This is a genomic window from Streptomyces sp. CNT360, assembly GCF_000424785.1.
This window is the reverse complement of record NZ_AUKO01000001.1, coordinates 931,852-943,715: the sequence shown is the minus strand read 5'-3', so window position 1 is coordinate 943,715 and position 11,864 is coordinate 931,852. Positions and strand designations below refer to the sequence as shown.

Annotated in this window: 10 protein-coding genes; 4 read left to right on the top strand and 6 right to left on the bottom strand. The window is 73.6% G+C overall.

From position 1 onward, the window contains the following. Nucleotides 1-10: 10 nt before the first annotated feature. Nucleotides 11-283: a hypothetical protein gene (locus tag H297_RS43990; RefSeq protein WP_027735998.1), complete on the bottom strand. Its 273-nt coding sequence runs from the start codon at nucleotides 281-283 to the stop codon at nucleotides 11-13. Between H297_RS43990 and H297_RS0104015 the strand changes: the two genes are divergently transcribed. Further along, nucleotides 282-1,718: a cytosine permease gene (locus H297_RS0104015; protein WP_027735997.1), complete on the top strand. Its 1,437-nt coding sequence runs from the start codon at nucleotides 282-284 to the stop codon at nucleotides 1,716-1,718. The genes H297_RS43990 and H297_RS0104015 overlap by 2 nt on opposite strands. Before the next feature lie 248 nt (nucleotides 1,719-1,966). Here H297_RS0104015 and H297_RS0104005 read toward each other — a convergent pair whose 3' ends face one another. Beyond that, on the bottom strand, nucleotides 1,967-2,176 hold the full coding sequence (locus H297_RS0104005; RefSeq protein WP_158693635.1) for a hypothetical protein: 210 nt from the start codon (nucleotides 2,174-2,176) through the stop codon (nucleotides 1,967-1,969). A 151-nt stretch (nucleotides 2,177-2,327) separates the two neighbouring features. After that, nucleotides 2,328-3,581: an ornithine--oxo-acid transaminase gene (gene rocD / locus H297_RS0104000; RefSeq protein ID WP_027735995.1), complete on the bottom strand. Its 1,254-nt coding sequence runs from the start codon at nucleotides 3,579-3,581 to the stop codon at nucleotides 2,328-2,330. 176 nt (nucleotides 3,582-3,757) lie between these two features. Between rocD and trpS the strand changes: the two genes are divergently transcribed. The 3 genes from trpS (at nucleotide 3,758) to H297_RS0103985 (ending at nucleotide 6,666) form a co-directional block, all read left to right on the top strand. After that, nucleotides 3,758-4,771, top strand: a complete 1,014-nt coding sequence (gene trpS, locus H297_RS0103995; RefSeq protein WP_027735994.1) for a tryptophan--tRNA ligase — start codon at nucleotides 3,758-3,760, stop codon at nucleotides 4,769-4,771. A gap of 11 nt (nucleotides 4,772-4,782) precedes the next feature. Then, nucleotides 4,783-5,469, top strand: a complete 687-nt coding sequence (locus H297_RS0103990; protein ID WP_027735993.1) for a 2'-5' RNA ligase family protein — start codon at nucleotides 4,783-4,785, stop codon at nucleotides 5,467-5,469. Between the two features lie 81 nt (nucleotides 5,470-5,550). After that, the gene (locus tag H297_RS0103985) at nucleotides 5,551-6,666 is read left to right on the top strand and encodes a YhjD/YihY/BrkB family envelope integrity protein (protein WP_027735992.1); all 1,116 of its coding nucleotides are present in this window, start codon (nucleotides 5,551-5,553) and stop codon (nucleotides 6,664-6,666) included. Here the strand turns inward: H297_RS0103985 and H297_RS0103980 are convergent. From H297_RS0103980 to H297_RS0103970, 3 genes are all read right to left on the bottom strand, one after another. Next, nucleotides 6,575-7,837, bottom strand: a complete 1,263-nt coding sequence (locus tag H297_RS0103980; protein WP_051351464.1) for a D-alanyl-D-alanine carboxypeptidase family protein — start codon at nucleotides 7,835-7,837, stop codon at nucleotides 6,575-6,577. The two genes, H297_RS0103985 and H297_RS0103980, sit on opposite strands and share 92 nt — an antisense overlap. A 249-nt stretch (nucleotides 7,838-8,086) precedes the next feature. Then, complete coding sequence (locus tag H297_RS34360; RefSeq protein ID WP_078513708.1) at nucleotides 8,087-11,344, bottom strand: FUSC family protein; 3,258 nt, start codon at nucleotides 11,342-11,344, stop codon at nucleotides 8,087-8,089. A gap of 14 nt (nucleotides 11,345-11,358) precedes the next feature. Continuing rightward, a complete protein-coding gene (locus H297_RS0103970) occupies nucleotides 11,359-11,817 on the bottom strand; it encodes a MarR family transcriptional regulator (RefSeq protein WP_027735990.1) in 459 nt (152 codons plus the stop codon). Nucleotides 11,818-11,864 lie beyond the last annotated feature (47 nt).

Sequence of the window (11,864 nt, the reverse complement as noted above, 5' to 3'; positions counted from 1 at the left end):
TCGGCGGCGCTCAGGAGGGGGCGCCGCCGGCGGCCAGGCTCTTGGGGACCTCGCGGACCGCCACGTTGAACCGGTTCCAGGCGTTGATCGCGACGATCTGTCCCAGCAGCGCGGACAGTTCACCCTCCTCGAAGTGCTCGGCGGCCCGCTCCCGCGTGGTGAACAGGGTGTATCGGCGGCTCTTGACGCGGGAGGTGCCGACCTTGGAGGCTCCACGAGCCCCGGCCGTCAACGGGGGGCGGGGCCCGGAGTCCGGGACAGGGAAGCGGGGGAGCGCCAGCATGCCGGCGGTCGAGGAGAACGGTCTCAACGTCATCGCGGAGGCCGAACGCAAGGGACGCCCGGCTCAGCTCTTCTGGCCCTGGTTCGGGTCCAACGTGTCCGTTCTCGGCCTCGGTTACGGCTCGTTCGCGCTGGGCTTCGGCCTCTCCTTCTGGCAGGCGCTGCTCGCCGGGGCCGCCGGAGTCCTCGTCTCCTTCCTGCTGTGCGGTCTGGTGGCCGTGGCCGGCAAGCGCGGCTCCGCACCGACGATGGTGCTCAGCCGCGCCGCGTTCGGAGTCCGGGGCAACCGGCTGCCCGCCGCAGTCTCCTGGGTGCTCACCGTCGGCTGGGAGACCGTCCTGGTGACACTGGCGACGCTGGCCACGGCCACCGTCCTCGACCGGCTCGGCTGGGGCGGCGGTACGGCCACGAAGATCCTCGCGCTGCTGGTGGTCTCCGCGCTGACCGTCGCTGCCGGAGTCATCGGCTTCGACCTCATCATGCGGTTGCAGACGGCCATCACCGTGGTGACCGGTGTGCTGACGGTCGGTTACATGGTGCTGGTGGCCGACGAGATCGACCTCGGCCGGGTCACCGGCCTGCCCCACGGCTCGGCCCAACAGGTCGTGGGAGCCCTCGTGTTCGTGATGACCGGGTTCGGTCTCGGCTGGGTCAACGCCGCCGCGGACTACTCCCGCTACCTGCCCCGCCGCACGCGGGGTACGGCGGTCGCCGGCTGGACCGTGCTGGGCGGCTCGCTCGCGCCGCTGGTCCTCTTCGCCTTCGGGCTGCTGCTGGCCGGTTCGTCCCCGGGGCTGGACGAGGCGGTCGCCGCCGACCCCATCGGCGCCCTCACCACCCTTCTCCCGCTGTGGTTCCTGCTCCCCTTCACGCTCGTCGCGGTTCTCGGGCTGGTCGGCGGCGCCGTCCTGGACATCTACTCCTCCGGGCTCGCCCTGCTCGCCGCCGGGCTGCGCGTGCCGCGCTACGCCGCCGCGGGGCTCGACGGTGCCCTGATGGTCGCCGGCACCGTCTCCCTCGTCTTCTTCGCCGACGACTTCCTCGGTACCTTCCAGGCGTTCCTGACCACCTTGGGCGTGCCCGTCGCCGCCTGGTGCGGCACGATGCTCGCGGACACCGCGCTGCGCTCCCGCCCCTTCGACGACGCGGACCTCTTCCGCCCCCGCGGGCGGTACGGCGACATCCGGTGGCTGCCCGTCACCCTGCTCGTCGCCGCCACGGCGCTGGGCTGGGGCCTGGTCACCAACACCGGCGCCGAGTGGCTCGACTGGCAGGGCTACCTGCTGGCCCCGCTCGGTCTCGGCGGCCGCACCGGCACCTGGGCCGGCGCCAACCTGGGCCTGCTGGCCGCCCTGGCACTCACGTGCGCCGGGACGCTGCTGACCCAGCGCGGGACGGTGCGGCGGCAGGAGACCGCCGCCCCCACCGCGTCCTGAGCGCGGCGCACGCACCGTCCCCGCACCCGGACGCCGACCGACCGGAGCGGCGGGCGCTGTCGGTACCCCGTGCGACGATGCGTGGCGCTTGCCGACCGTACGGCGACCCGCAACAGGAGCTGCGTCACGGGCACATGGGCCCGAAGCCCGTCGGAACGCCGCCGTCGCGGACCTTCTCGGCGCTGTCGAGGACGCTCCTGCCGACGAGCGGCACGCTCTGGTCGCCGCGGCGCTCCGTGCGGCTGGCGTCACGGGCACATGGGCCCGAAGCCCGTCGGAACGCCGCCGTCGCGGACCTTCTCGGCGCTGTCGAGGACGCTCCTGCCGACGAGCGGCACGCTGTGGTCGCCGGGGCGCTCCGTGCGGCTGGCGAGACCGCCGACCACCTGGAGGCGGACCTCGGCCAGGAGACCGAACCGGGCGAGCTGTGGTCCGAGCCGGCCGACGGCCCCCGGCACGCGGCGCACCGCCCCCTGCGCCCGGCCCTCGCACCGTCCGGCCGGGCCCGCCGACCGAGGAGGGCACGAGCGGCACGGTCCTCGGACCGGCACCTGACGTGGAGGAGCGCGCGGACCGGCGGAGGACCGCGCCGGCCCGCGCCCGCCCGGCTCAGTCCGTCAGGACCTCGCGCAGCTGCTCCAGACCCCAGTCGAGGTCTTCCTTGCTGATGACCAGGGGCGGGGCCAGGCGGATCGTGGAGCCGTGGGTGTCCTTGACGAGAACGCGGCGGTCCAGGAGCTTCTCGGAGATCTCGCGTCCCGTGCCGTGCGCCGGATCGATGTCGACGCCGGCCCACAGGCCCCGGCCGCGGACCTCGCGGACGGCGCCGGAGGGCAGCAGGCCCAGCTCGCGGTGGAGGTGCTCACCCAGTTCCGCGGCGCGCTGCTGGTACTCACCGGTGCGCAGCATCGCCAGCACCTCCAGGGCGACGGCGCAGGCCAGCGGGTTGCCGCCGAAGGTGGAGCCGTGTTCGCCGGGGCGGTGGACGCCGAGGACCTCGCGGGAGGAGACGACGGCGGAGACCGGCACGACACCGCCGCCCAGCGCCTTGCCCAGGACGTACATGTCGGGGGTGACGCCCTCCTGCTCGCAGGCGAAGGTGGCCCCCGTCCGGCCGAGCCCGGACTGGATCTCGTCCGCGATGAGGAGCACCCCCCGGTCGCGGGTCACCTCGCGGACCCCGGCCAGGTAGCCGGGCGGCGGCACCAGGACGCCCGCCTCACCCTGCACGGGCTCCAGCAGCACGGCGACAGCTTCCCCGCCGTCCCCACCGTCCTCGCCGTCCCCGCCGTTGCCGTCGATCGCCGCCCGGAGGGCGGGCAGATCGCCGTAGGGGACGCTCTGGAAGCCCGGTGTGAAGGGGCCGTGGTCGGCGCGGGCCTCCTCGTCGGTGGAGAAGCTGACGATGGTGGTGGTCCGGCCGTGGAAGTTGTTGTCGGCCACCACGATCTTCGCCCGGCCCTCGGGCACGCCCTTGACGCGGTAACCCCACTTGCGGGCCGTCTTGACCGCCGTCTCCACCGCCTCGGCGCCGGTGTTCATCGGCAGCACCATCTCCATGCCGCACAACTCGGCGAGCTGGGCGGCGAAGTCGGCGAAGCGGTCGTGGTGGAAGGCGCGGGAGGTGAGGGTGACCCGGTCGAGCTGCGCCTTGGCGGCCTCGATCAGCCGGGGGTTGCGGTGCCCGAAGTTCAGCGCCGAGTATCCGGCGAGCATGTCGAGATGGCGGCGCCCCTCGACGTCGGTGACCCACGCGCCGTCCGCGGTCGCGATGACGACGGGCAGGGGGTGGTAGTTGTGCGCGCTGTGAGCCTCCGCTGTGGCGATGCTCCGCGCGCTGGTGGCGGTGGAGAGGGTGGACATCGTCGTCTCCGTTCCTCTGTACGTACCGTCGTGCGCGCCCGGTGGGGCGGCACCCCTCCATCTTCGCCGGGCCCCGCGGGGCTGAGCAGCCCCCGGACCCGAGGGCGCCCGGCCCGTGCCCCAGCTCACCCGCTGTCGCGTGCCGAGTGGCCGCCGGCACCTGAGAGAATGGCGGCATGGCCAATGATCGTCCTCGCGTGCTGTCCGGGATCCAGCCCACCGCCGGTTCGTTCCACCTGGGTAACTACCTGGGTGCCGTACGCCAGTGGGTGGACCTCCAGGAGACCCACGACGCCTTCTACACGGTCGTCGACCTGCACGCCGTGACGATCCCCAAGGACCCCGCCGACCTGCGGAACAACTCGCGGATGGCGGCGGCCCAGCTGCTGGCGGCCGGGCTGGACCCGCAGCGCTGCACCCTCTTCCTGCAGAGCCACGTTCCCGAGCACACCCAGTTGAGCTGGATCGTGGAGTGCCTGACCGGGTTCGGTGAGGCGGCGCGGATGACGCAGTTCAAGGACAAGTCCGCCAAGCAGGGTACGGACCACACGAGTGTGGGCCTGTTCACCTACCCGGCGCTGATGGTGGCGGACATCCTGATCTACCGGGCCCACCAGGTCCCCGTCGGCGAGGACCAGCGCCAGCACCTGGAGCTGACCCGCACCATCGCCGAGCGCTTCAACGGGCGGTACGGCGCCACCTTCCCGGTCCCCGAGGCGCACATCCCCCAGGAGACGGCGAAGATCTACGACCTCCAGGACCCGCAGGTCAAGATGAGCAAGTCGGCCTCCACCCCCAAGGGCATCATCGACCTGCTGGACGAGCCGAAGGTGACGGCGAAGAAGATCAAAAGCGCGGTCACCGACACCGACACGGTCATCCGGTTCGACCGGGACAAGAAGCCCGGGATCAGCAATCTGCTGACCATCCACGCCACCCTCACCGGTTCCGGAATCCAGGAACTGGAGGATAAGTACGCGGGCAAGGGTTACGGTGCGCTCAAGACGGATCTCGCCGAGATCGTCACGGACTGGGTGACACCGTTCCGCACGCGGACGCAGGAGTACATGGACGACCCGGCGTCGCTGGACAGGATCCTGCTGGACGGCGCGGAGAAGGCCCGGGACGTGGCGTCGGACACGCTGCGGGACGTCTACGAGAAGGTGGGCTTCGTGCCCGGCAGGCGGTGAAGGGAGAACCCATGGGCGCGGGAGCGACCGACGCGCCGGCGACCGTCACCCTCGGTGTGTCGCTCGCCGTGCCGGAGCCGTACGGTTCGCTGCTCCAGGAGCGGCGGGCGTCCTTCGGGGACAGCGCGGCACACGGCATCCCCACCCACATCACGCTGCTGCCGCCGACCGAGGTGCCCCGGGCGGCGCGCCCCTCGGTCGAGGCGCACCTGGCGGGGGTCGCCCTGGCCGGGCGCCCCTTCCGGGTCCACCTGTCGGGGACCGGCACCTTCCGGCCGCTGACACCCGTGGTCTTCGTCCAGGTCGCGCGGGGCGGCGCGGCCTGCGCCCGGCTGCAGGAGCGGGTCAGGGCCGCCGAGGGCCCGCTCGCCCGCGAGCTGCACTTCCCGTACCACCCGCACGTCACCGTCGCGCACGGCATCCCGGAGGCGGCGATGGACCGCGCGTACGAGGAGCTGGCCGACTTCGACTGCGCCTGGACGGCCACCGGGTTCGCCCTCTACGAGCAGGGGGCGGACGCCCAGTGGCGGCTCAAGCGGGAGTTCCCGTTCGCGCCCAGCCCCGGCCTGCCGCCGGGCCGTGGCTGTGCCCCGGGGCCGACGCCGACCACCGCTGCCCTGGACGTCGCCCTGCCCCCGGCGGGCTGCCGGCCGCCCCACCAGCGGCGTACGGCGCTGCACCCGTCGGCCACGCTGTAGCCGAGGCGGTCCGCGGGGCACCCGGCCGATGACCGCCGACGACCATGGCTGGAAACCGCTGTGGCGGGGCATGGGCCTGGTGTGGAAAGACTGACGAAGCTGCCGCTGCTGGGTCCGTTCCTGACGTGGTTGTTCACCACCCGGATCTGGCACGTCTACACGCACCTGGACGCCCGCAAGTGGACGCGGCTGGCCGCCGCGATCACGTTCACCAGTTTCCTGGCGCTGTTCCCGATGCTGGCGGTCGGTGCCGCCGTCGCCGCTGCGCTGCTCCCCGCGGCGCAGACGCGGCAGCTCCAGGACACCCTCACCGAGCAGGTGCCCGGCATCTCCGACCAGCTCCAGCTCCAGTCGCTGGCCGACAACGCGGGCACCGTCGGGAGTGTCGCCGGAGCCGCGCTGCTGTTCACCGGCGCGAGCTGGGTCGGCGCGCTCCGGGAGAGCCTGCGCGCCGTATGGGACCTGACCGAGGACCCCGGCAACGTGGTCCTGCGCAAGGCCACCGACCTGGGCATCCTGCTCGGACTCGGCCTGGTCGGGCTGATCTCCCTCGGCGGCTCGGCGTTCGCCGTCACCGCGGTGACCCGGGTCGCGGAGTGGATCGGGCTGGCCGAGGGCGGCATCGGGACGGTGCTGCTGCGCGCCGCCGGGTACGCCGCCGCCGTGGCCGCGGACTTCCTGCTGCTGTGGTACGTGCTGACCCTGCTGCCCCGGGTGCGCCCGCCGCGCCGTGCCACGCTGGCCGCGGCCCTGCAGGGCGCCGTCGGATTCGAGCTGCTGAAGCTGCTGCTCGGCGGCTACCTCCAGCAGGTGGCCGCCAAGAACATCTACGGCGCCTTCGGCGTGCCCATCGCCCTGCTGCTGTGGATCTCCTTCATGACCAAGCTGCTGCTCTACTGCGCTGCCTGGACGGCCACCGCCCCCGCCCCCGCCGGGGAGCCCGCCTCCCGGCAGCCCGTACAGGACCTGATCGAGGACACCCCCGACGATCCGGACCCCGGCGACGCCAAGACCCCGGACTCCGCCGTCGCGAGGACCCCGGACCCCGCCGACGCGGAGACCCCGGACTCCGGCGAGGCGGGGTCCGGCGACAGGGAGGGCGGTGTCACCGGCGGCGGCGAGCCAGGTCCGGAAGCGGCCAGCGGCGGTGCACGCCGTACGCCACCAGACCGAGAAGGACCAGAACACCGGCGGTGATGCCGATGGCGACGCCGGCACCGCCCGAGGGCTTGGCATCCGTACGGGCAGCCGCGTGCGCGTCGTGCGAGCCGCCCGCCTCGCCGCCCTTGCCGGCCGGGGTGCCCCCGCCGCCCGAGGTGCCCGGCGCCACCAGCTCACCCACGGGCTCCACCTTGCCGTCGGCGGCGAAGCCCCAGTCCAGCAGCCTGGCGGTCTCCTTGTAGACGCCGTGCGGCTCCTCGCCGTCCGGGTGCATGACGGTCACCAGCAGCACCCGGTCGCCGCGCTGGGCGACACCGGTGAAGGTGTTGCCCGCGTTGGTCGTCGAACCGTTCTTGACGCCCGCGATCCCCGGGTAGGGATCGATGCCCACGTCGCCGGTCAGCAGACGGTTGGTGTTCTGGATCCCGAAGCTCTCGCGCTTCGTCTTGCCGTCCTTCTTCTTCGTCTGCCCCGGGAACTTGGCGGTGGCGGTCGAGGCGTACTCGCGGAAGTCCTTGTTCTGCAGCCCCGCGCGGGCGAACAGCGTCAGGTCGTAGGCCGAGGACACCTGCCCCTTGCGGTCGTAGCCGTCCGGGCTGACGACCCTGGTGTCGTTCGCGTGCAGCGCCCGGGCCTTGTCGTTCATGCCCTGGACGGTCTTGCCGACGCCGCCGTTCATGGCCGCCAGCACGTGCACGGCGTCGTTGCCCGAGCGCAGGAACACGCCGAGCCACAGGTCGTGCACCGAGTACGACTCGCCCTCCTTGACGCCGACCAGGCTGCTGCCCTCACCCATGCCCTGCAGGTCGGACGGGACGACCTTGTGGGTGCGCTCCTTGGGCAGCTTGGGCAGCACCGTGTCCGCGAACAGCATCTTCAGGGTGCTGGCCGGAGGCAGTCGCCAGTGCGCGTTGTGCGAGGCCAGCACCCTGCCGGACTCGGCGTCGGAGATGACCCACGAGCGCCCCGAGAGCTTGGTCGGCAGCTTCGGAGCGCCCTTCTTCAGGTTCACCTGGGTACCGGGGCGGCCGAGCTGGGACCCGCCCACGGTCGACATCTGAGCGGGCGGCTTGGGCTCGTTGGCCTTGCCGGCCGATTCGTTGTCGTCGGCGTGCGCGGGCAGTGCGGCCGGAACGGTCAGAAGGCTGAGCGCGAACGCTGTGGAGGCGAGCGCGGTGGCGCGGCGCGTGCGCGGGGCGCGTGCCACGCCCGGGCGCGGGGCGCGGTCTGAATAATGCGAAGAAATGGGCACCCTGCGAACGTACAGGCCCCTGCGCGCGTTGTGGACGCCGAGCCCCTCCACGCGCGCGACCCGATACGCCAACTCGCCCAGTGCACTAGGCCGAAGGAGGGGCCCCGCACACAACCGGAACCCCTCCCTTCTGCTTGCCGAGCTCGCGCACGGGGTCTCCGCGCGGCTGCCCGCACCCGCCCGGGCCGAGGGCGTGGCGGCCCGTCAGGCGGCGGGCCGCAGCACGACGTCGCGCCGCATCCGGACTGCCGCGCCGGTGACCAGCAGGAACTCCGCGCTGGGCGCGTGCGCGGAGCTGGAGACCACCAGCGTGTAGCCGCCCGGTGCCAGCCCGGTCAGCTCGAACCCGCCGCCGACCGCCCGCACCAGCGCCTGCCGCTTGCCCTGATCGCTGACCACTGTGATCCACGCCTCACACCCGCCGGGATGCTGCGGGCAGCGCACGGACCCGTCGACGGTCACGACACCGGACGCCTCCGCCCGGTGGGACCCCGGCTCCTGGTGGGGCCCCGGCTCCCGGCGCGCGCCAGGGCCCTGGTGGGGCCCCGGCTCCCGGCGCGCGCCAGGGCCCTGGTGGGGCCCCGGCTCCCGGCGCGCGCCAGGCCCCCGGTGGGACCCCGGCTCCCGGTGGGACCCCGGCTCCTGGGAGCCTCCCGCCACCCCGGTGCCGGGCCCGGTCCCGATGGTTGTCCCGGCAGTCGTTCGGGCCCCGGGATCGGTCCGGACGGCGGCGGAGGGGCCTGGACCGGCCTCGCGCTCGGGCCCGGTCCTGACGGTGGCCTCGGTGGCCTCGGTGGCCTCTTGGGTCGGCTGGGGCGACCGGACCGCGGGGGATGCTCCCGTCGTTCCGTCCGGGTCCCCGGGAGCCTCGACCTTGGCGCCGACGGGGTCTACGGGGCCCACAGGGCAGTGTCCCGAGGCGGTGCGGGCGCCGCGGCGGTCGGTCGTAGGGGCCGGTACCGGCCGCGGGCCCGCCCGGCGGGAGGCGGAGGCCGCGAAGGCCTGGGCCGCCAGGGCACGGTGCAGGTCCTGCTGGTGGGCCCGCGGGTCGGCGGGGGCGCCGGGCGCACCGGTGGGCGCCCCGTGCAGCGCGGCGGGGGCGGCCGGCGCCGGGGTGGCCGGGTCGGCGGTGATGCGCATGCCCCGGTTGTCGGCGAGTCCTGCCAGTGCCTCGTCCAGTCCGGCGATCTCCCGCAGGGCGGTCCGCAGCCGGTCGGCGCGCGGCCCGGACGTGGACCGCAGCTCCGCCTCCACCTCGCGCACCAGCGGGCTGACCCGTACCCAGGTGCCGTCCGGGTGGCCGGTGCCGAGCCGGCGGTCCAGGGAGCGCAGGGATCCGGCGAAGACCTCGGTGACGCGGTCCACGCGGGCCCGCAGCCCGGGGTCGAGATCGATGTCGACGTCCGCCGCGGCGGCCAGCGAACGGGCGTGCCGGGTGGCGGCGCCCAGCAGCGCGAGCAGGTTGTCCCCGGTGCGGCCGCGGGTGCCGAGCGGCATCCGCACCAGCGGGCGCAGGACGGACTGCGCCTGGTACAGGGCGGCGTCCACCCCGCGGGCGGCGCCGCGCAGCCGGATGGGGGCCTCGGGCTCCTTCCAGCGGGCGGCGACCTGGGCGATCAGGTCCTCCAGCGCCGTCAGGTAGCCGCTGACGGCCTCCCGCCGTACCTTCCGGGTGCCGACGGGGAAGACGACGGCGGCGCATCCGGTGGCCACCAGGATGCCGAGCCCGTTCTCGACGAGGCGGTCGGTCAGCAGGCCGTCCATGCCGTCGTACGGGGTGGTCAGCCCGTAGAGCTGGGTGAGCGCGACGACCAGGCCGACGACCCAGAGGCCGTAGGCGCGCGACATGCCCCAGGCGCCGAAGGTGATGCCGGCGACGATGACCGCCAGCATCGCGTAGACGTGGCCGTGGCCCACGGCGTGCAGCAGCGCGATGCCGAGGACGGCGCCGACGGCCGTGCCGACCATGCGGTGGGCGAACTTGCGCAGCCGCTCGTGCGCGGTGTTGGTGCCGAACAAGGTGATCAGCACGCCGATGAGGCCCCAGTAGAACCGTTGCCCGTTGACGGCGTCGGCGATCGGGATGGTGATCGCGGCGGCCAGCCCGGCGGTCAGCGGGGCCCGCACATACGGCACGGCGCGCCGCCAGCCGGTGTCGCCGCCCTGCGCCTGGGCGACCCGCTCGGCGGCCGGACCGGACGCGGCGGGTCGGCCGCGCTCCAGCAGCACCGTCTGCTTGAAGGGGACCTTGGCGCGGGAAGTGGGCGCGTTCCAGCCCAGGTTCAGCCAGCAGGCCAGCGCGTCGGCGAGGGCGTCCAGCAGGTCGGCGACGCGGCGTGCGGCGGCCCGCACCTCGGCGTCCTCCCCCTCGGTCTCCTCGGTCCCGGCGCTCCTCGACGGGGCAGCCGCCTGGCGGCGGATCAGTTCGGCGGCGGGACGCAGCGCGTCGGCCCGCCCCAGGTGGGTGTCCCGGGCCAGGACGAGACCGACCACGAGTGCCTCGCGGAGCTGCGAGGGCACGTGACGCCTCGTCAACTGCCCGACGGCGTGTCCGATGCCCTGGAGGGCCAGTTCGGCGTCGAAGAGGTACTGGTGCAGCAGCTCCGCCGACTCGGGGTCCGCGGCGACCTCGGGCTGTGCGAGGTTGCCGTCGATGGTGAGGGTGGTGACGTTGAGCCGCCGCAGTGCGCGGCGCATCCGTCGGGTGGCGACGGCCGCGTCGGCGTCCGGGTCCAGCGCGGTGGCGGCCGCGTCGGCGATCCGGCGGGCCTCGACGACGAACGCCCGCTGGGTGCGCAGCAGATCCTCGCGCGGCATCGGACAGCACAGCAGCAGGCGGGCGGCCAGGACGGCGACCGCGGTGGCGGCGGCGACGACGAACAGCCAGCCGCACGAGTGCAGCGGGATGGGCGTCATCATCCCGACCATGAAGGCGTTGAACATCATCATGCCGGTCAGCAGCGCGATCGTGCCGAACTTCAGCAGGAAGAACAGCAGGGCGATCGCGACGCCCATCAGGCACAGTTCGAGGACCCGGTCCTGATGGAGCCAGGCGGAGACCGGCAGGATCGCCGAGTAGGGGATCGGCAGCCACAGGATGGCGCGGGTCAGCCGCAGCGGGGTGTTCTCCGCGACGGCGAACGAGCTCATCAGGCCGATCATGCCGCCGACCATCATGCCCAGCATGGCGGGCACCCCGGCCACCTGGGACATGCCGTAGCCGACGGCGAGGGCGACGACCATCGAGACGAGCGTGCGCCATCCCGCCTGCAACTGGCCGAGCCCGGGGTCGGCGGCGAGGACCCAGTCCCACCAGTGGCGCGGCCCGCTCACCCGGCGGGGGGCGTGCAGGGCGGCGGCGCCGGGCTCCACGGCCGGGCCCTCGCCCGCCGCCGCTGCGGTACCACCCGTATCGGCGGGCTCCTCGGCGCTGCGGGACGGGCGTGCTGCTGCGGGCGTCATGGTGGCTGATGTGCTCAACTGGCCTCCGGTTCCAGGGACGTCAAAAGGGTGTGGACGGCCTCGCGGGCGACGGCCACGGTGTGTTCGGGGTCGTCGGCGTGCGCGTGGAGCCCGCGGAGCAGGGCAGCGGCCATCCGCCTGCGCCCCTGTTCCAGCAACTCCCGGCCGAGCGGCGTGAGATGGGCCTCGGTGGCGCGGCGGTCGTCGGCACAGGTGCGCCGCTCGACCAGGCCCTGCGCCTCCAGCTCCTTGAGGACGGTGGTGACCCGCGGCTGGGTCAGCCCGGTGTGCGAGGTGAGCTCGGTCACCCTGCGCGGGCCTTCCTCCAGGGCGTCCAAAGCGGTGGCCGAGCTGCGGGGGAGTCCGAAGTCCCCGGTGCGGAAGAGCAGCCGGGAGAGTCTTCCGATGCCGCTCAGCAGGCCTCGTGCGGCCTGTTCGATCCGCTGCTCGTCGGCCGACGGCGACGTTTGCATTCCGTAATTATATAAGCTGCGGATGCAAAATACTTGCCTTTTACATC